This window comes from Nostoc sp. NOS(2021) (assembly GCF_017115025.1).
GTDB lineage: Bacteria > Cyanobacteriota > Cyanobacteriia > Cyanobacteriales > Nostocaceae > Nostoc.
The window spans coordinates 1-19837 of sequence record NZ_JABXKM010000272.1; the positions used below are offsets into that span (position 1 = coordinate 1).

Below are 19837 nucleotides of genomic sequence, written 5' to 3' on the forward strand. Positions count from 1 at the left end.
ATGACTAATGACTAATGACTAATGACTAATGACTAATGACTAATGACTAATGACTCTTTTTTTAAACGAAAATTATGAACTTTTTTGATAAATTGAATCGTAATATCTTGCAAAATCAAAGCTTACTGTTTGTAGGACTTGATCCAAATCCAGAAATGATGCCTGTACGTTATGAATCTGAAGAACTCATCGCTGGTTTGGAGAAGTGGTTACAATTCATTATTGCTGAAACTTCTGATTTTGTTTGTGCCTATAAACCGACACTTGGCTTTTACGAAGCGTTAGGTATTCCCGGTTTAGAACTGCTGTACAAAACTTTAGCAGCTATTCCAGCCCACATCCCAGTTATTTTAGATGCCAAACACAGTGACTTAAATACTAGTACCATTTTTGCCCGGACTGTGTTTACAGAATGGCAGGTGGATGCAATCACTCTCAGTCCCTATACAGGACAAGATCATGTAGCGCCTTTTTTAGTTTATCCTGATAAGGCGGTGTTGATTTTATGCTGTACTTCTAATCCAGGTGCAGAAGCTTTACAGCAATATCCTACGAAGGAATCACCCCTTTATTTACAGGTAGTAAAAGAATCAAAAACCTGGGGGACTCCAGAACAATTGGGTTTGGAAGTGGGGACTAAAAATCCTGAAGTTTTAGCACTTATTCGAGCAATTGCGCCTGAACGAATTATTATGGCGCGTAGCATTTGGGCGCAAGGTGGAAACCTGAAGCAAATTTTAGAAGCAGGTTTGAATGCTAACGGTGATGGTTTGCTGATTCCTGTTCCTCAAGATATGTTGGGTAATACACAACTATCTGAGGAAGTCCAGTCTTTACGCGCAGAAATTAATCAAATAAAAGCTGAAATTATTCACCAAAATTCCACATGTTCTGTGTGGTTTCCTGATGTTTGTTTGCTAAATCAGCACCCACAACAGGATTTGATTTTACAACTTTATGACATTGACTGTATTATGTTTGGCAGCTTTGTCCAAGCATCAGGAGCGATATTTCCTTATTACATCGACTTACGCAAAATTATTTCCAATCCCCAAGTTTTTAATCAAGTTCTCACAGCTTATGAGGATATTTTGAAGAATCTGATTTTTGATAGGTTAGCAGGTATTCCTTACGGTTCTTTACCTACTGCGACTGGTTTAGCTTTGCGCCTTCATTGTCCAATGATTTTCCCGCGTAAAGAGGTGAAGGCACACGGAACTCGGAGAGTAATTGAGGGTAACTTTCATCCTGGTGAAACGGTTGTGGTAGTTGATGATATTCTGATTAGCGGCAAAAGTGTTATGGAAGGGGCAGAAAAGTTGAAATCAGCAGGATTAAATGTTAATGATATTGTGGTATTTATCGACCATGAACAAGGGGTGAAAGATAGGTTACAGCAAAATGGTTATCACGGTCATGCTGTTTTAACTATTTCGGAAATTACTAATACTCTGTATCAAGCAGGGCGAATAAATGAGGAGCAATTTTTAGCTTTTGCTGAAAGTTAGTAATCGGAATAATGGGGAGTGGGGAGTAGGGAGCAGGGAATGGGGGTAAGATTTTTCTCATTTACTTACCCTTGAGCATATTTAATTCGCAAATTCACAGGTTAAATCTAGTAACTAGAATAATTTTGATTTTTAAATTAATGATGAATTTTTCACTGAATCAACTACTTAGATGGTTAATTTTTACGCTGCTATTTCCTCTAGTGTTTCTCAATGCTTGGCTAGCATTTTTACTGGTTAAAAACTTTCAACCTGTTGTAACAATTCTGGTTTTGGCTACTTTGCTTGCATTCGTTTTAAACTATCCTGTTTCGATTCTCCAACAGAGGGGAGTTAAACGCGGCTATGCAGTAACATTAGTTTTTATATTAGCATTGGTAATTTTTGTTGCTCTGGGTATAACTTTAGTGCCCATTGTTTTAGAGCAATTTAATGAGATGGTTAAAGTCCTTCCCCAATGGATTGATTCTAGTGAAGAAAAACTTCAGATTTTAAATGATTGGTTTTTTAGGCACAAATTAAATGTGAATTTAAGCCAGTTATTAACACGAATAACTGACCAATTACCCAATGAACTAGAGTTTCTTTCGGATAAACTTTTAAGCATTATCATAGATACAATTGATAATATTTCTGAAGCATTAATTACGGTAGTGCTGACTTTTTATCTATTGTTAGATGGCCCAAGAATTTGGCAGGGAATATTTAAAAAGTTACCTGGAAGTTTTGCTCCGAAGGTAAGTCAATCTATTCAGCAAAACTTTCAAAATTACTTGATTGGTCAGGGAACTTTGGCTTTGCTGATGGGAGTTTCAGAAACATTAATGTTTTTAGGTTTTCAAGTCCAGTTTGCTTTACTCTTTGGTTTGGGAGTTGGGCTTTTGAGCTTAATTCCCTTTGGTGATGTCGTCAGTCTAATTGTAATAATTTTCATAGTAGCCACACATGACTTTTGGCTAGCAGTGAAGGTTTTTGCGGTAGCTGTTGTCATTGACCAGTTAATTGATCAGGCGATCGCACCGCGTCTTTTAGGCAAATTTACTGGACTTAGACCAATATGGGTGTTAATTGCTTTGCTTGTAGGAACCAATGTTGGTGGAGTCTTGGGTTTGCTAGTCGCGGTACCTCTAGCTGGTTTTATCAAAGATGTAGCAGATGGTTTTTCTAAATCTGGTGATTCTGATAATATAGTTGAGGGTGAAGCAGCATCAGAATTCTTGCCAGAGGAATCAATATCGCAATGATTTGTTGATAAAAATAAGATGCCCACTCAAAAGGAACTGCATAAAAAAACCCCTAGCATTTATACTAGGGGTGAAAGATATAATACCATTTCACTTGATGTTTGTCGGAGATGCCCCTGTTAGTGCCTCTACTTAGATAAGAGGCTAGGTGTTTCTCAAATATTACAGCAAAAAGTGATCAGGTATAAAATTAACCAACATTTGCCAAGAGTAATTCTCGTTTCTCTGATTTTTTGACTCTTACCTGAGAGTCATCATCAACATCGATAATCGCTGTATCTCCATCTGTAATTTCACCAGACAGCATTGCTTCGGCGAGAGAATCTTCTAGGAGGCGCATAATTGCCCGGCGTAATGGTCTAGCACCATAGCTGGGGTTATAGCCTTCTTCGATCACACGATCTTTGAAGCGATCGCTAACTTCTAAGATAATTCCTCTTTCCGTCAAGCGGCTAGCAACATCGCGGAGCATAATTTCAGCGATTTGCTTAACTTCATCCTTAGAAAGCTGGGTGAAGACGATAATCTCATCGAGACGGTTGAGGAACTCAGGACGGAAGTAAGCTTTCAATTCCTCATTTACCAAAGTGCGGATGCGGTTATAACTAGCGTCGGCTTGAGTGTCGAAGTCAAAGCCTAAACCACTACCACCTTTTTCAATCACCTTGGAACCGATGTTGGAAGTCAAAATGATCAGCGTGTTCTTGAAGTCCACTTTCCGACCTTTAGCATCGGTAAGATGACCGTCATCCAAGAGTTGCAGCAGCATATTGAATACATCGGGGTGTGCTTTTTCGATTTCGTCGAATAGCAGCACTGAGTATGGTTTCCGCCGCACAGCTTCTGTAAGTTGTCCGCCTTCGTCGTATCCCACATAACCCGGAGGCGAACCAATCAGCTTGGCGACGGTGTGGCTTTCCATGTATTCGGACATATCTAGGCGAATCATCGAGTCTTCCGAACCGAAGAAGTAGCCAGCTAGTGCCTTCGCCAATTCTGTTTTACCGACTCCAGTGGGGCCAGAGAAGATAAAGCTAGCAATGGGACGATTGGGATTTTTTAGTCCGACGCGGGCGCGACGGATACCGCGAGATACAGCCGAGACTGCTTGCTCTTGTCCGATGAGTCGTTGGTGCAGAGTGTCTTCTAGGTGCAGGAGCAACTCTGACTCAGATTCAGTTAGTTTGTTGACTGGTACGCCAGTCCAAGAAGCAACGATTTGGGCGATGTCTTCTTCGTCAACGACGGTAGAGTTGACAGGTTGACCGTTTTGTGTAAATGTTGCTTGCAGTTGTTCTGCGAGTTCTAACTCTTGGTCGCGCAGGCTTCCAGCTTTGTCAAAATCTTGGACTCTGACTGCTGCTTCTTTAGATTTGGTAACGCCAGCGAGTTCACGCTTGAGTTCTTTATTCGGAGAACTCTGAGAGTTCCGCAGATGAACGCGAGAACCTGCTTCATCAATCAAGTCTATTGCCTTATCGGGCAAGAAGCGATCGCTAATATAGCGATCTGATAATTCTGCTGCTGCGACAAGTGCCGCATCCGAAATTGTGACTTTGTGATGTTGTTCATAAGCACCGCGCAAACCGTAGAGAATTTGTACGGTTTCCTCTACTGAGGGTTCCCCGACCTTAATCGGTTGGAAACGACGCTCTAGGGCGGCATCGCGCTCGATATGCTTACGATACTCATCGAGGGTAGTTGCGCCGATGCACTGGAGTTCACCTCGTGCTAAGGCAGGTTTGAGGATGTTGGCTGCATCCAAGCCACCTTCTGTACCACCAGCGCCAACCAAGGTGTGAATTTCGTCAATCACCAGGATGATATTGCCGACAGTGCGGACTTCTTCCACGACTTTTTTGATGCGTTCTTCAAAATCGCCACGGAAGCGAGTTCCAGCTACCAATGACCCCATATCGAGGCTGATAACTTGTTTACCCTGTAAGCTTTCGGGAACATCCTGGTTGATAATACGTTGAGCTAGACCTTCAGCGATCGCAGTTTTACCAACTCCTGGTTCTCCAATCAACACTGGGTTATTCTTAGTGCGGCGACCGAGAATTTGGATAGCACGCTCAATTTCCTTCTGGCGACCAACTACGGGGTCAAGTCTGCCTTCTTGTGCTAATTTGGTCAAATTCCTGCCATACTCTTCCATCGTTAGCGGTTGGGTGCGCTTTTGACTACCACTACCAGCGAAAGCCGGTGCATTTTCACCCAAACGGCGAACTATGGCACTGCGGACACTTTTGAAGTCAACCCCTAGATTTTGCAGTACTTTGGCGGCGACACCTTCACCAGCCTCGGTCAATCCTAAGAGTAGGTGTTCAGTGTTAATGTAATTCTGTCCCAGACTATGAGCTTCTTTAAACGATTGCTCAAAGAGGCTTTTTACCTTGGGGGTAAAAGGAATTTCTGGTGGTACAAAGCCAGAACCCCTACCAATAATTTTTTCTACCTCGCGACGTGCGTCTTTGAGGGTAACGCCTAACTCGGCCAGCACTTTAGCAGCAACCCCTGTTCCTTCTCCCATCAAACCCAGGAGAATTTGTTCAGTTCCTACAAAGTTATGTCCCAGGCGACGTGCTTCCTCCTGAGCTAGCATAATTACTCTAATGGCTTCGGAAGTGAAGTGTTCAAACATAGCGGGTTCTTGCTCCCTAGCTGCTTGGACTTTGGGTGAGATAAAATTCACCCTCATCTAAAGTTTTTTGTATTTTCTTAAGGACTAATGTAACTTTATTTAAAGTTAAGTGGCAGTGGTGAGAGCCGTAAGACCTCAGGTGTAGTTGCCGTCTACTATGAGTGAGGAGTTAAGAGTTAGGAGTGATGAGTTCGGACTGATGAGTAGGTAAGGAGTTATCAATTTTACAATTAAGTTTTCAGTGCAGAAGATAATTTTCTTTTGCCTTTTCTGCTCCTCTGCTCTCGGCTAAACTTCAAACTCAGAACTCAGCACTCTTAACTCCTAACTCCTAACTCTTAACTCACGATGACTGATGCACCCGCAGGGAAAGACCAACAACATCCTCTTTATAATCGCGATCGCCCCCTTATTGATATTTTACTCGCTCAAGAGGCGACAGACTATAACTTAGCAGAATTAGCTAGACTGCGAATGCGTTATCAAGGGTTTCCAGGGGCGAGAGACATCCAAAAAGACCTTGATAAAGTCTTGCAGCAGTGGGGTTTGACCGAAGCCGAGCTTTTTGAGAAAACTCGCAAAATTCACGATTTGGGGGGAATTTACAAAAGTCGCGGCAAGAAAGAGGAACAGGATTGGAATTAGTTATGGGGCATTGGGCATTGGGCATTGGGCATTGGGCATTGGGCATTGGGCATTGGGCATTAATTATCGTAAATCAAAGGGTTTAAGACCCCAACAATACAGGTAGCGTTATTTTCAGTCGGGGTTTAAATAAGAGTCTGAAAATGTCTTGAATTTTGAATTTTGAATTTTGAATTTTGAATTGTTAATCCCTCCCACTCCAAACTCCTAACTCCCCACTGGAATGACGATCGCCAATTCTGTACCTTTGTTTAACTCAGATGTCACTGTGAGGTGTCCACCATGTTTTTCTTCCACAACCTGCCGGGAAATCGACAATCCCAAACCTGTACCTTTGCCTACTGCCTTGGTGGTGAATAAGTAACCAAACAATTTTTGCTTGACATTTTCCGACATTCCCTCGCCATTGTCTTTAATTCTGATCAAGACGTGATGCCGATCTTCAGACAAGGTGGTTTGAATTGTGATGCGATTGGGATTGTCTTTGATTTGTTGGAAACTACGCCCTTTGTTAGATTCTTCAAAAGCATCAATGGCGTTGGCAATGAGATTCATAAACACTTGGTTGAGTTGCCCAGGAAAGCATTCTAATTGAGGTATTTCTCCGTAATCTTTGACTACTTCAATGTCAGGACGATGCTCATTGCCTTTTAATCGGTGCTTCAAGATAAGTAATGTACTTTCAATGCCTTCATGAATATTAAAAGGAACTTTGCGATCGCTATCGGCTCTAGAGAAGGTGCGGAGACTGGCGCTGATGCCACGGATGCGATCGCTACCTTCTTTCACGGAACAGATGAGTTTAGGCAAGTCTTCTTGGAGATAGTCTAAATCGATTGTGGCGATCGCTTCCTCAATCTCTGCTCCCGGATGAGGAAAGGTTTGCCGATAAAGGTCGATAAGTGCCAACAAGTCGTGAATGTAGTCCTGAGCAGGTTTCATATTGCCTGCAATAAAATTAATCGGGTTATTAATCTCGTGGGCAATCGCTGTAACGAGGTTGCCCAGTGCAAACATTTTTTCCTTTTGCACGAGACTGTATTGTGTCTGTTGCAGGTCGTGCAATGCTTGAGTTAATTGTGCTTTTTGTTGTTCTATGGTGATTAAATCGCGGTATGACCTGAGAGCAGCGATCGCACTTGTAATTAACTTTTGGCGAGTTAATTCCACCTTCAACTTATAATCATTGATGTCATAATTCAAAATCACTGATTCTTCCGGCGCATCTCCTGGTTGTCCTGTGCGTAAAATCACCCGCACAATCTGATTTTTCAACTCCTCCCGAATATACTTAACCACCCTTAACCCAGCATCATTAGTTTCCATCACCACATCTAATAAAATAAATGCGGTATCTGGGTGAACTGCAATCAGCTTTTTGGCTTCTGTTCCCGAAAAAGCAGAGAGAAAAGTTAAAGATTTGCCCTCAAAGGTAAAACTTCTCAAAGCCAGCTTGGTTGCTTGGTGGACTTCAACATCATCATCCACAATCATCATTTTCCAAGTTTTAGAAGTCTCTTGTGCCTGATTCTCTAGCTCCAAAGGAGTTAATTGAGTTTTATTACTTATCTGCTCTTGATCATCTTCAAACACGAAAACTTCATCGTCTGTCAATAAGAGAGATATAGTATGGGTAGCGTTAAGCATTGTCAACCAACTTTGTTAAAAAGAACAAGAAAACTTAATAGTTTGTGGTCAGAGGTAGTGTCACTGTAAATAGGGTTCCCTTTTCTACCTCACTGTAAACATCAATTTTCCCTTGTAGCTTTTGAGTGACTAAGTTGTAGACAATATGCAGACCTAAACCGCTACCTCCTTTTTGCCTAGCAGTAGTAAAGAAAGGCTCAAAAATTTTGTTTAAGTTTTGTTGCGGAATGCCGCAACCATCATCGCTATATTGAATCACAATACGCTCGCCTTCTCGCTTCACCTCAATATGCAACTGCCCTGATTCGTGAAGTTGATAGGCATGAGTTAAGGAATTCATCACTAAGTTGGTGACAATTTGCGCCAAAGCCCCAGGATAGCTGTCAATTTTAACAGTTTCATCTCCTGTCACAGTCAGGGTATGGGAAGCTTCTTTGAGTTTGGGATTTAAGCTGGTAACAATTTCTTCCAAATACTGCTTGACTACAAATGTTCGTTGTTCCAAACTAGTCTGATCCACAGCTACTTGTTTGAAGCTTTGCACTAGTTCTCCCGCACGATTGAGGTTGCTGAGAATCAGGTCAGTACTTTCCTTAGCAATCTCCAGATAGTTGTTTAAGACTGAGCGTTTTAATTGACCTTGTTCGACAGCCGTAATAAACAAACGGGTTTCGTCAGCTAAAGTAGAAGCAACGGTGATACTGGTGCCGACAGGTGTATTTATTTCATGAGCAACTCCAGCCACAAGACCACCCAAAGCCGCCATTTTTTCCGATTCTACCAGTTGCTTTTGGGTAGCTTTCAAGTCTTTTAGAGCTTGAGACAATTCTTGGGTGCGTTCGGCTACTTTTTGTTCTAAGGTGTTGTACAGGGTAGCATTTTCAATGGAGATAGCAGCTTGGGAAGATAGCAAATTCAGAACTTCCACCCGCTCTGGTGTAAAGGCTCCAGTTGTGAGATTATTTTCTAAATAGACAATCCCGATCAAATTGCCTTGATTGAGGAGAGGAAAACTCAAGATAGATTTAGGTTGCTGTTGATGAATGTAAGAATCACGAGTGAAGTTACCTTCATTAGCAGCGTCGCTTAATACAACACTATCTTTGGTACGAACAACGTAATCGATAATAGCATGAGATAATATTGGTTTACTGAAGGTTTCGATGGGGGTAGCTTCTCTGACTTTAACTGCATCTGAGTCAATTGTTCCTGATGCTGCAATCTGCCATTCTCCCTGTTGGTTGAGAAGTAAATAACCCTTTTCTGCCCCAGCATTTTCGATGACGATTGTCATTAGTTTGGTCAGTAAAGTATCGAGCTTAATTTCTCGCCCCAGAACTTGGGAGGCTTTAAGGACACTGTTTAAGTCTAAGGAAGTTGATCGGGTGGTAGTACTAATAGAGATGGTTTGAGAGGTTGGAAATTGAGAGTTTCTTTGGGCTTGGCTGAAAAATTGGGGATAGCGTTTTTCTAAATCTTCTACTTTTGCTTTGGCTCCCCAGCGAGTGTAGGCATAACAGGCGTTGAGCAGATAGTCTTGAGCAATTTTGTCTTTGCCCCATTGGAGATAAAATCTGGCAGCGAGTTCATTGGCGATCGCTTGTTCGTTAAGATATTCATGAACTGTAGCTTTAGCGATCGCGCGATCGTACATCTCAATAGCCTCTGCTTTTTGTCCTAAGACTCGATGCCGTTCAGCTTCCACTAAATAAAATTTGTGCAATAAATTTGTCGGCGCGTAGTTCGCCCAATTCTGCATTATTGCTTGATTGACTGTGACTTTTTCTAATAAGTCTTCTTGTGCCGATGGCAGGGCATCAGCATATAAAGATAAGGCCGTCAGAGAATCGTAGAAATTGTAAAGTGGGGCGATTGTGAGTCCTATTACTGCATTTAGACACTTTTCTAACTCTTTAGCATTGGCTGCGGCTTGTGGAAAATCTTGGAAAAGATAGCAGAGAATAAGCTTCGAGCAATATACGTGCGCCAATCCAGTGCGATCATTCGCTTGCTCATGCCAGGGTAGCATTTGCTCCTCCCGATAAGCTGCCCCACTTAAAAGACAAGTATTTTCAGTTGCCCCTAGCAGATTTAAAGTTAACTGCCAATAAATAGCTAGATACTCAAGAGCCATTTTGTTCTGGGCTTGACGGAAGGCATGATGGTAGCTAGCAATTTGCCGTTCAACTTCCACCAAGTTTTCGCCACACCCCCAAGAATGCACGCTAGCATAAACTGCACAAATACCGGAAAATTGTATATCTCCTCGGTCTCTACCAATTTGATAGGCTTCTTTTAAGGGCTTGATGGTTTTCTGGACTGCTTGTTGCCAATGGCAGATACAAACATTAAAGACAAAGTTGATGTAACATTCGAGATATTGAGCATCGTAAAGTTCTAATAGGCTCAAAGCAAGTTGACCAAATTGATAGCCCAATGGAATCTCTTCCAAGCTTCCACAGAGAATTAATCCGTACATCACGTAGCCAACCGTTGATAGTGCCGTATTGCCATGTACCAGAGATAAATTCACCATCTCTAAAACAAGGAATGGGAGTATCTCATGTCCTCCTCGAAAGGCAGGTGACATGATGCTGGAAAGAATTTGCATCGCTGCCAGTTGTTGATCTGACTGCATTTGGGGCAAGTTGAGCAGGTGTTCAACTTCCCTTCCCGCCAGATGATCTGCCGTTTGCTGTATCACTTTGCCCAGTTCTAAGTGACTCAGAGTAGAGGGAAAGTGAATTCCCAAGGCTTGCAGAACTTCTAAACCAGTTGCGATCGCTGCTTGCAACTGATTCTGGATTGAAAAGGCTTGGATTTTGATATCATAAACTTTCACCTTGTCTAACAAAACTTGAGTCTTTTGCAGTACCTCCTCTATCCATCTGTGCATCTGTGTGAAGTCACCGCACACAAATGCTGCTTCTACTGCTGACTCAAATAATGTCAAGGTAAAGTCATAGTTTGTTTGCCAAGAATCTGCTGCTAGTAATTTAATGCCGACTGAAAAATATTCCATAGCAGCTTCATAAGCAGCAGATGCTTTAGCTTTACGTCCTGCTAATAAATTCAACTTGGCTAATTCATGCTGTTCGCTTTGAGTGTTAATTAACTCTGCACCAATATTTAATTGGTTAACAATTTCAAAAATTTTCTCTTCTTGCTCTGCTGCTGATGTATTGCTCAACATCAGTCGCCCAATTTGCAGATGGGTTGCTTGCTTTTGGGCTTCTGGAATCAAATAATAGGCAGCTTGTTGGACGCGATCGTGCTGGAATTTACAACTAGCTTTTTTCTCATCCCTAAAACTTCTCAGATAATATTGATTATTTACGGGGACAATTAAACCTTCTTTTAGTGCTGGTAATAAATGCTCTAATGCTTGCTTGGCTGATTGCTGAGAAATCACAGCCAATGTGGACAAATCAAAATTATTGCCAATACAAGCAGCTAACTGCAAATTTTTCTGAGTTTCTTCTGCCAAACTGACAATTTTTCTTGTCATTAATTCCACAACATTATCAGTAATGTCCTTGGCTTGAATCTGCTCTAAATCCCAGCACCACTGCTTTTTTGTAGAATCAAAGCTGAGTAGCATATCTGTATAGAGAGATTTTAAAAATTCAGTGATAAAGAAGGCATTACCCTGAGTTTTTTCGCAAACCAAATTAGTTAATGCCTGACTAAAGATAGTTGAACAGCCCAATGCTTCCGCAATTAAAGCATTCACATCTTTAGGGGTCAGGTTTTCTAAATGAATCTTGGATACAGATCCTCCCTCTTTCTCAATCTCATCCAAAGTCATCACTAATGGATGAATGGAATCTACTTCATTATCTCGATAGGCTCCGACGATGAGTAAATTTTGAATGTTGCGATCGCCTAAAATAATCTTCAGCATTTTTAGCGAGGCACTATCAGCCCATTGCAAGTCATCAATGAAGAAAACTAGGGGATGTTCAGCCTGACAAATAGCCTTAATAAAGTTTTGAAAGACTAAATTAAAACGGTTTTGGGCTTCTTGTACAGCTACCTGAGCTACAGCAGGTTGTTCGCCAATCACCAATTTTAAATTAGGAATAATATCAATCAAAACCTGTCCATTATTGCCAACAGCAGCTAATATTTTTTCTTGCCATTGTTTTAAAACAGATTCACTTTCAGTCAATAATTGATTACACAGATCATTGAATCCTTGAGAAATGGCGTAGTAGGGAATATTTTTTTGGTACTGGTCATATTTACCAGTAATAAAATTGCCGCGTTTAGCTGTAATCGGTTTATGAACCTCATTGACTAAAGCTGATTTGCCCACTCCCGAATAGCCTGCAACCAACATCAGTTCAGTTGTACCATTGGTGATGCGATCGAAAGCCGCCAATAGCGTCTCTAATTCTGGTTCCCGTCCATAGAGTTTTTGCGGAATTATAAACCGATCAGAGACATCCTGACTACCCAACGGAAACACCTCGATTTTCCCATTGGTTAGCAGTTGATGCAAACATTGTTTTAAATCTGCCTGAATACCAGAAGCAGACTGATAGCGGTCTTCGGCATTTTTCGCCATCAGTTTCATCACAATATCACAGAGGACTTGGGGAATGAGTTGTTTATTTTTGAATTTTGAATTTTGAATTTTGAATTTATCGGGTTGTTTAGCAATATGGCAATGAATCAATGCTAGAGCATCATCCCCTTCAAACGGCACTTCTCCTGTTAGTAACTTATAAAAGGTCACTCCTAAAGAATAGAAATCGCTGCGATAGTCAATCGCCCGATTCATTCGACCCGTTTGCTCAGGAGAAATGTAAGTAATAGTGCCTTCTAGAACATTGGGATTTTTGAATGATTGGGTTTCTCGTGACAAAACAGTAGAAATACCCAAGTCGATGATTTTAACTTGTTTTGTGTCGGGGTTAAAGACAATATTTGAGGGGTTAATATCTTTGTGGATGATGTTAGCTGCGTGGATTTCTCTAAGGCTTTCAACGATAGAAATACCCAACTGGAGAAACTGTTCTAACTCTATTTCTCCAGCTAACTGCAATTGAGCTAAAGAACTACCGCCGAAATCTTCTAACACTAAGACTGGCCGTTGTTGGTGAATTTCCAAAGCGTAAACTTGGACAACTCCTGTGAGATGAAGATTGTGGATAATGTCATATTCACGCTGGTAACAAGCAATGCGTTCTGGCGAAGGATAAGCATCTCGCAGGGTTTTGAGAATTACAGGTTGGTCATCGGCTTCCCTGTAGCCTCGATATATCAGAGAGTTGCTGCTTTCGTAGATTTGGTCAAGAATTTGATAGCCGGAAAGCGTAAGCATAGTTTGGGTACTCCTTAAAAAAAAGTGGGTTAATGCTGTCCCAGTTACTTTGTTGGAGTTAGTGTACCCATTTGGAGACTTTACGAACAAAAAAAAAATATCCCCGACTTCTTCAAAAAGTCGGGGATCTGAACGTCTCGGTGGAGAGCAAATCAAATAGGATTGCTATATCCCTTATACATCTACTTCAGACTCTTATTTAAACCCCGACTGAAACTGATCGGAGGCGGAGTGACTCCGACTCCGCGCTACCTGTATTGTTGGGGTCTTAAACCCTTTGATTTACGATAAATATTTTTTGCAAGTCAAAGTGTAGTGCTTACAAGACCTGACACTGCCCATGATGCCGTAACAAATGGTCACACAGCACTAACGCCACCATTGCCTCAACCATTGGAACTGCACGCGGTAATACACAAGGATCGTGGCGTCCTTTCGCTGCTAATAGCGTTTCTTCGCCGTCACGAGTTACAGTCTTCTGCTCTTTTCTAATTGTTGCTGTCGGCTTAAATGCAACTCGCAAAATGATATTTTCCCCGTTGGAAATCCCCCCTTGAATACCACCAGAACGATTTGTTAGTGTGCGGATTTCACCATTTTGATCAATATAAAATTCGTCGTTATGCTCAATTCCCGTTAGCAGCGTTCCCCCAAAACCGGAACCAATTTCAAAGCCTTTGCTAGCAGGGAGAGACATCACAGCCTTAGCGATATCAGCTTCCAATTTATCAAATACTGGTTCGCCCAAACCTTTCGGCACATTTCGCGCCACACATTCTACTACACCGCCGATAGAATCACCTTGTCTGCCTGTTTGCTCAATTAATTCAATCATGCGATCGCAGCATTCAGCATCAGGACAACGGACGATATTGCTTTCCACTTGTTCTAAGGTGACAGTATTTGGATCAACTACACCTTCCAAGTCTTTGATGCGCTTGACGTAAGCGATAATTTCGACATTGGCGACTTGACGGAGAATTTTTTTAGCGATCGCACCTGCTGCTACTCTTCCGATTGTCTCACGCGCTGACGACCTACCCCCACCTTGCCAATTGCGAATGCCATATTTTGCATCATAAGTTGCATCCGCGTGAGAAGGTCGATATTTCTCGGCCATTTCGTCGTAGTCTTGGGGACGAGTGTCTTTGTTCCGCACCAAAATTGCGATCGGCGTTCCTAGTGTTTTGCCTTCAAATACCCCTGATAAAATCTCGCAGGTATCCGCTTCTTTGCGAGGAGTCGTAATTTTACTTTGTCCGGGACGCCTTCTATCTAGTTCTACTTGAATTTCTTCTGCGGAAATTTCTAGTTGTGGAGGACAACCATCAATCACAACCCCCACACCGCCGCCGTGAGACTCGCCAAAAGTAGTTATCCGAAATAGATGACCAAAAGTGTTGCCCATGATATTGAGGAAAAAGAATGAGGCTTATGTATTTTACCTAGAGTTTTTGCAAAAGTTTGTTTTTGCTCTGATCTAAGCAAATACGGTAGGGTTTTTTTGTTTGGCAAAATGGCATATCTGTAAATTAGACGGTTGCTATGGTATTTGAGTAGGATACATTCCATGCGAAAAGTACTGACTTGCATTACCCCTGGCTAACTACCAGGGGTTTTTATTGGAACTTCACTTTAGTAATTGTGGAACTCTAAAAAAAATTTTCGCTTCCAGAAATCTTGCAAGGTGCAGATAAGCCACACTGCACGGTTTCAGGAAAGTACAAACTCATCTTCCTCTCAATATCTTCCACAAACGCAGCAAAACTTGTGTCTTGCCGCGTTTGTATTGCTTTGATCCTCCATTGGTCAAAATCCTCTAATAGAGCCTCTGTATCTCTTGCATCTTCAAGTAGCTTCAACATTGGACTTACAACATATATCGTTTAATTTCATCGTGACTTTGCCTAACTTTTAAGTCTTATAGTTATCACCAGCAAATAATGCAATTCTTATAAAAATGTAGCATGAATATTTAGATACTTTTTATCAGGTTTAGCAAGTGCGATCGCACTTCTACACTCAACTAATAATGGGTTAATCAAGATAATTTGGGAAGAAAGCAGCAGGTGAAATATGAAAAAATTCTGCCAGTTCTTCAATGTGTCTGGTTGTTAAATTACGTCGCTTTTTCAATATGGCCGATATAATAGATTCTGTTTTGAAAATGGGTACTAAATCTTTTTGGAGTAGCCCATTTTCTTCGATCAAAACCTGAAGTAAATCTACTCCATAAATATCAGGCACGGGCTGCTGCGTTTGCTCATACTCATAAACTAGAGTGCCTAAAATATTAAGATAATCTTTTTCATCTGATGTTAATGGGGCGCTGTCTATCAGAGAATCAATAATTTTTTGGGTAGCAAATAACTCCTCTTCAGTCTTGATAGGACGAGGAGGAAATGCTTGTAGTAGCTCAATGTAGGTAGGGTGTTTATTTAAACCAAGGGTCATTTTTCCATTTGTCGGTATCGTACTCTGTATGGGTTATTATGTTACGAATAAATATTTTTTTGCTTTGATAGTCAATATAAGTAATAAGGCGATACTTGTTTCCTTGAATATTAAAAACTGTAAGTTCACCTACTAGAGCAGCAGAGTTAAAAGCTTGGCGAACTTCAAGTATATTCTGCCACTTTGCTGATTTTGCAGCTTTGTACCAACCACGTAAACTAGACTCAGCATCAGGATACTTTTGATAAAAAAGTTTCAGTGCTGTAGTAGAAATGATGTGCATAGTAAATGATTTTTCTTAGGGTAAAGTTCATAAGCCGTTCCTCGCGTCTCCATTGTGTTATTCCTAAGTTAGCAATTTGCTAAGTCGGTGTCAAGAGCCTAATGATTGAGGTTTTTCGCTTTATCCCTAATGGCGGTAGACTTTCGGTAAAAAGATACTTTTTACCAGATTTAGCAAGTGCGATCACCAAAAATCTGATTAAAGATAGCGCTTTTGAGTAGCACATCAAACCCTTATAACTTCGTAAAACTTTAATTGTGACAGTGGCAATTCTGTCTGCGCCTGGGGATTCTACTGAGATTTTGCACCATTCTTAATAACTGTAAAATTTGCAACTTGGTATAACTAGTGATTCTATAATTCCCTGCTTAATAAGGGATAGCGATTTTAATTCAACTAGAGAAGTGTCAATATAGGCTTATATCCAAGTGGAAAATCAAGTACAACGAATTAACGATGACAGACGCTAAAAACGTAATCGATGGAAACCTAGAGGTTTGCTGTACTTCTCCCATAACTGGGTTTTACCGCGACGGTTTTTGTCGCACAGGTGGTCAGGATTTCGGATCGCACGTCATATGTGCCGAAGTGACATCAGAATTCCTGGAGTTCACCAAATCGCGGGGAAACGACCTCAGCACACCTGTTCCTGATTTTAATTTTCCTGGGCTGAAGCCTGGCGATCGCTGGTGTTTGTGTGCTTCTCGCTGGCAAGAAGCTCTCGAAGCTGGCGTTGCTCCACCCGTCATTCTCTCTGCAACCCATGCTAGAGCTTTGGAAGTGGTTTCCCTAGACGAACTGAAAAAATATGCCCTAACTTCCTCTTGATTGGGCATTGGGCAATTCAATTTTAGATTTTAGATTTTAGATTTTGGATTAAATTTCAATCTAAAATCCAAAATCTAAAATTCTTACTCCCCACTCCCCAATTCAAAATCAACTCACGGGAACTTCCAGAGGTAGTTTTAAAACATTCGCAATCATAGCAATCAATTTAGTGGGGTCAATTGGCTTAGATAAATGCTGCTGAAACCCTGCTGTTAGCGCTTCTAAGCGGTCTTCTTCTCGCGTATATGCTGTTAAAGCGATCGCTGGAATACGTCCACCTTTTTCTGGTTCTAAAGAGCGCAGTTTCCGAATCAGCGTATAACCATCTTGCTCTGACATGCCGATGTCGCTAATCAGGATATCTAGTTTTGCTTGTTCAACTACTGCTAGCGCTTCCTCAACTGATGCTACCGCAGTGGCGATCGCTCCATACTCCTCAAACATAAAACTGAGAAAGTTACGGGTATCTGCTTCATCATCTACAACTAAAACTCTTAATCCAGCAAGCGGCATCGATGCCACAGGGGAAGAAATTTCTCCTGCGGCTTCTCTACTCCCCCTGCTACCCCTATTGTCTTGTAACAGTGGTAGTCTCACAGTAAAGGTTGCTCCTTGTCCAGTGCCTAAACTTTGGGCAAAGATTGTACCCTTGTGCAGTTCCACTAGATGACGGACGATCGCTAGTCCTAGTCCTAGTCCATTGTGCGATCGCGTTGTGGTGCTATCTGCTTGCCGGAAACGCTCAAATACTTTGGGTAAAAACTCGGAACTGATGCCAATGCCCGTATCGATAACTTGAATTTGGGCGTATTTGTGAGTTGTTTGTTGTTCTTCACCACAGACTACTGATAGCCTGACTTCTACCCTGCCACCCTTAGGGGTAAACTTAATAGCATTAGTTAGTAGGTTCCAGACAACTTGCTGTAACCGGGCTGAATCGCCATAAACTGACCCTACCGAAGTATCCAGGACAGTATATAACTTAATATCTTTTGGTTCGGCTAGGGGACGCACTGCCTCTAAGGCTGCCTCCATCACCGAGATCAGATTCACCGCAGATACATTTAACCGCATCTGACCACGGATAATCCGGGATACATCCAAAATATCCTCAATTAGTTGCATCTGAGATATAGCGTTGCGTTCGATCGCCTCCAAGGCGCGAGAAGTGGCTTTGTCGTCAAGTTTCTTAGAGCGGAGGATTTTTGACCAGCCCAGCATTGAGGTTAGGGGTGTGCGGAGTTCATGGGAAAGAACGGCGAGAAACTCATCTTTCATCCGATTTGCTGCTTCTGCTTCCTGTCTTGCCGTCTGTTCTCGAATCACTTGAGCGCGGACTTCTTCTGCTTGTTTGCGTTCAGTAATATCTTCGAGGGTGCCTACATATCCCAGCAATTCTCCTTGACCGGAAAGCATCGGTGATGAGCGAACTTGAACCCAACGGATGCTACCGTAAGCAGTTTGAAAGCGAAACTCTTCAGAGTAGTCACGACCTTCACGAATGTAGTCAGACCAACTGGCAACTGCTTGTTCTCGATCTTCTGGATGAACAGATTCTAGCCATCTTTTTTCTAAACTCTCTGCCGCTTTCAAACCACAAATTGCCTGATAGCGGGGATTAGTATACCTACAGCCTCCTTCAGTATCAATTTCAAAAATGCCAACGGGTGAACAGGTACTCAGCGATCGCAATCGTTCTTCACTTTGCCTGAGTTCCGCATTCACAGCTACCAGCTGCGCTGCTTGTTGCTTGACGGCTTCTGTTTTCTTAAATAGTTCTACGAATACTGTGACTTTAGAAGTCAAGATATTGGGGTCTAATGGTTTGAGCAGATAATCAACTGCGCCCAAGGCATAGCCTTTAAACAGCATTTGGTCGCTAGTGCTAAAGGCGGTGAGAAAGATAATTGGAGTGTGACGCGATCGCCCCCGATTGCGAATCAAGGTAGCAGTTTCAAAGCCATCCATCCCTGGCATTTGCACATCCAGCAAAATCACTGCAAAGTCTTGATGCAGCAGACACCTCAAAGCTTCTTCCCCAGAAGTAGCTCTCACGAGATTCTCCCCTAGTTTTTCTAGGATTGCCTCTAGTGCCAGCAAATTTTCTAGCTTATCATCTACTAGGAGGATGTTTACTTTGGGTTCCATCTGCATGGGTTTATTTCCGTGATGAGTGACAAAGCTTGACCATTTGGGAAGCAATGTTTGAGAGTGTCAAAATCCAGTCTACTGCAACAGCAGAAATTGCTGCTTCTGGCATAACATCGCTCTCAGCTGTGGTAGGTTCCTGTACGATAGTAAGTCCTCCGCGCGCTTTTATTTTCTTAAGACCTTGCATACCATCTTGATTTGCCCCTGTCAATATTACACCAATAACTTGCTCAGTATAGACATCGGCTGCTGACTCAAACAGCACATCAATAGATGGTCTGGCATAGGAAACAGGCTCATCTGTCGAAAGAGCAAAGTGATCTAGTTCAACCAGCAAGTGATAATCTGCTGGAGCTATGTAAATATGTCCTGGTAGTATTTCGTCTTTGTCTTCCACTTCTCGAACCGGCAACAAAGTTGATTCTTGTAATAACTCCTGGAGTGTATTATTAGACTCTTTGTGACGGTGTTGCACGATCGCGATCGGCACTAAGAAGTCTGCTGGTAAGTTCCCCAGGATAATTTTTAATGCTGATAATCCGCCCAAAGAAGTACCAATTACCACAATTTTAAACGACACTTGTTTAGTCCTCACACCTGTAGAATGTGGGTTTCAATCTTAGAGGATGTTTGGAAAGTATTGGGCGAATATAATTCGCTACTACACAAAGCTTAGTCCACCTCCGTGGATTCAGAGAAAATCAAGGGTTTTTAACCCGCGCAGGTGGGTTTTGCCTGTATAGCCAAGCCAGTGCGTTGGGCGGCTACGCCGATTTGTCCCTTGCGCGTCTCCCCTTCTCTACGAGACGCTACGCGAAGGGAGAAGCACCTGGCGCGCGACTTATAGTCGCCAGGGCTAGTATGAATTGAGACTTTCCAAACATCTTCTTAGTGTGACTTGATGGCTCATAAAATCCTTTCAGCATTCTCCAGTTCCACCACAGCTACTAACTTACCACTTACCTTCATTCGCTTCTATAGCGGTTTCCAGGTGTATGAAATACATATCAAAACCTCACCCCTACCCCTCTCCTTAGTAAGGAGAGGGGAGATAAAGCACAGCTTTATCGGGGTGAGGTTAAGCTGTACCTCATTCTTATTAGG

Annotated in this window: 14 protein-coding genes; 5 read left to right on the top strand and 9 right to left on the bottom strand. The window is 42.1% G+C overall.

Annotated features, from left to right (window positions below; all coding sequences use genetic code 11):
• Window positions 1-74: 74 nt before the first annotated feature.
• Complete coding sequence (locus HWQ41_RS27100) at window positions 75-1508, top strand: bifunctional orotidine-5'-phosphate decarboxylase/orotate phosphoribosyltransferase (protein WP_292770044.1); 1434 nt, start codon at window positions 75-77, stop codon at window positions 1506-1508.
• Window positions 1509-1651: 143 nt separating this feature from the next.
• Window positions 1652-2752, top strand: a complete 1101-nt coding sequence (locus HWQ41_RS27105) for an AI-2E family transporter (RefSeq protein ID WP_292770068.1) — start codon at window positions 1652-1654, stop codon at window positions 2750-2752.
• A 190-nt stretch (window positions 2753-2942) separates the two neighbouring features.
• On the opposite strand, the gene HWQ41_RS27110 is transcribed toward HWQ41_RS27105, so the two are convergent.
• Window positions 2943-5396: an ATP-dependent Clp protease ATP-binding subunit gene (locus HWQ41_RS27110; protein WP_292770070.1), complete on the bottom strand. Its 2454-nt coding sequence runs from the start codon at window positions 5394-5396 to the stop codon at window positions 2943-2945.
• A 348-nt stretch (window positions 5397-5744) separates the two neighbouring features.
• Between HWQ41_RS27110 and HWQ41_RS27115 the strand changes: the two genes are divergently transcribed.
• A complete protein-coding gene (locus HWQ41_RS27115) occupies window positions 5745-6041 on the top strand; it encodes a DUF3288 family protein (RefSeq protein WP_292770046.1) in 297 nt (98 codons plus the stop codon).
• A 207-nt stretch (window positions 6042-6248) separates the two neighbouring features.
• Here the strand turns inward: HWQ41_RS27115 and HWQ41_RS27120 are convergent, their stop codons facing one another.
• The 6 genes from HWQ41_RS27120 to HWQ41_RS27145 form a co-directional block, all read right to left on the bottom strand.
• A complete protein-coding gene (locus HWQ41_RS27120; RefSeq protein ID WP_292770048.1) occupies window positions 6249-7688 on the bottom strand; it encodes an ATP-binding protein in 1440 nt (479 codons plus the stop codon).
• A gap of 34 nt (window positions 7689-7722) precedes the next feature.
• Complete coding sequence (locus tag HWQ41_RS27125) at window positions 7723-13017, bottom strand: AAA family ATPase (RefSeq protein WP_292770050.1); 5295 nt, start codon at window positions 13015-13017, stop codon at window positions 7723-7725.
• Window positions 13018-13336: 319 nt separating this feature from the next.
• Complete coding sequence (gene aroC, locus HWQ41_RS27130; RefSeq protein WP_292770052.1) at window positions 13337-14425, bottom strand: chorismate synthase; 1089 nt, start codon at window positions 14423-14425, stop codon at window positions 13337-13339.
• 244 nt (window positions 14426-14669) lie between these two features.
• Complete coding sequence (locus tag HWQ41_RS27135) at window positions 14670-14882, bottom strand: hypothetical protein (RefSeq protein WP_292770054.1); 213 nt, start codon at window positions 14880-14882, stop codon at window positions 14670-14672.
• A 172-nt stretch (window positions 14883-15054) separates the two neighbouring features.
• A complete protein-coding gene (locus HWQ41_RS27140) occupies window positions 15055-15471 on the bottom strand; it encodes a transcriptional regulator (RefSeq protein ID WP_292770056.1) in 417 nt (138 codons plus the stop codon).
• A complete protein-coding gene (locus HWQ41_RS27145) occupies window positions 15452-15754 on the bottom strand; it encodes a type II toxin-antitoxin system HigB family toxin (RefSeq protein WP_292770058.1) in 303 nt (100 codons plus the stop codon). Before HWQ41_RS27145 ends, HWQ41_RS27140 begins: the two co-directional genes overlap by 20 nt.
• A 456-nt stretch (window positions 15755-16210) precedes the next feature.
• On the opposite strand from HWQ41_RS27145, the gene HWQ41_RS27150 reads away from it, so the two are divergent.
• Window positions 16211-16582, top strand: coding sequence for a DUF2237 domain-containing protein (locus HWQ41_RS27150; RefSeq protein WP_292770060.1), 372 nt, complete (start codon window positions 16211-16213; stop codon window positions 16580-16582).
• Window positions 16583-16690: 108 nt separating this feature from the next.
• On the opposite strand, the gene HWQ41_RS27155 is transcribed toward HWQ41_RS27150, so the two are convergent.
• Window positions 16691-18736 carry a response regulator gene (locus HWQ41_RS27155; protein ID WP_292770062.1) on the bottom strand — a complete coding sequence of 682 codons (2046 nt, stop codon included), beginning with the start codon at window positions 18734-18736 and terminating at the stop codon, window positions 16691-16693.
• Window positions 18737-18740: 4 nt separating this feature from the next.
• Entirely contained in the window at window positions 18741-19313 is a 573-nt protein-coding gene (locus HWQ41_RS27160; protein WP_292770064.1) for a chemotaxis protein CheB, read from the bottom strand.
• Window positions 19314-19634: 321 nt separating this feature from the next.
• Here HWQ41_RS27160 and HWQ41_RS27165 point away from each other — a divergent pair.
• The coding region (locus HWQ41_RS27165) for a hypothetical protein (RefSeq protein ID WP_292770066.1) at window positions 19635-19837 on the top strand (203 nt) is incomplete at its 3' end.

Excerpts from the sequence above, each read along its gene's own strand:
- HWQ41_RS27100 (WP_292770044.1), top strand. The coding sequence starts at position 75 with ATGAACTTTTTTGATAAATTGAATCGTAATATCTTGCAAAATCAAAGC.
- HWQ41_RS27105 (WP_292770068.1), top strand. The coding sequence starts at position 1,652 with ATGAATTTTTCACTGAATCAACTACTTAGATGGTTAATTTTTACGCTG.
- HWQ41_RS27110 (WP_292770070.1), bottom strand. The coding sequence starts at position 5,396 with ATGTTTGAACACTTCACTTCCGAAGCCATTAGAGTAATTATGCTAGCT.
- HWQ41_RS27115 (WP_292770046.1), top strand. The coding sequence starts at position 5,745 with ATGACTGATGCACCCGCAGGGAAAGACCAACAACATCCTCTTTATAAT.
- HWQ41_RS27120 (WP_292770048.1), bottom strand. The coding sequence starts at position 7,688 with ATGCTTAACGCTACCCATACTATATCTCTCTTATTGACAGACGATGAA.
- HWQ41_RS27125 (WP_292770050.1), bottom strand. The coding sequence starts at position 13,017 with ATGCTTACGCTTTCCGGCTATCAAATTCTTGACCAAATCTACGAAAGC.
- aroC (WP_292770052.1), bottom strand. The coding sequence starts at position 14,425 with ATGGGCAACACTTTTGGTCATCTATTTCGGATAACTACTTTTGGCGAG.
- HWQ41_RS27135 (WP_292770054.1), bottom strand. The coding sequence starts at position 14,882 with ATGTTGAAGCTACTTGAAGATGCAAGAGATACAGAGGCTCTATTAGAG.
- HWQ41_RS27140 (WP_292770056.1), bottom strand. The coding sequence starts at position 15,471 with ATGACCCTTGGTTTAAATAAACACCCTACCTACATTGAGCTACTACAA.
- HWQ41_RS27145 (WP_292770058.1), bottom strand. The coding sequence starts at position 15,754 with ATGCACATCATTTCTACTACAGCACTGAAACTTTTTTATCAAAAGTAT.
- HWQ41_RS27150 (WP_292770060.1), top strand. The coding sequence starts at position 16,211 with ATGACAGACGCTAAAAACGTAATCGATGGAAACCTAGAGGTTTGCTGT.
- HWQ41_RS27155 (WP_292770062.1), bottom strand. The coding sequence starts at position 18,736 with ATGCAGATGGAACCCAAAGTAAACATCCTCCTAGTAGATGATAAGCTA.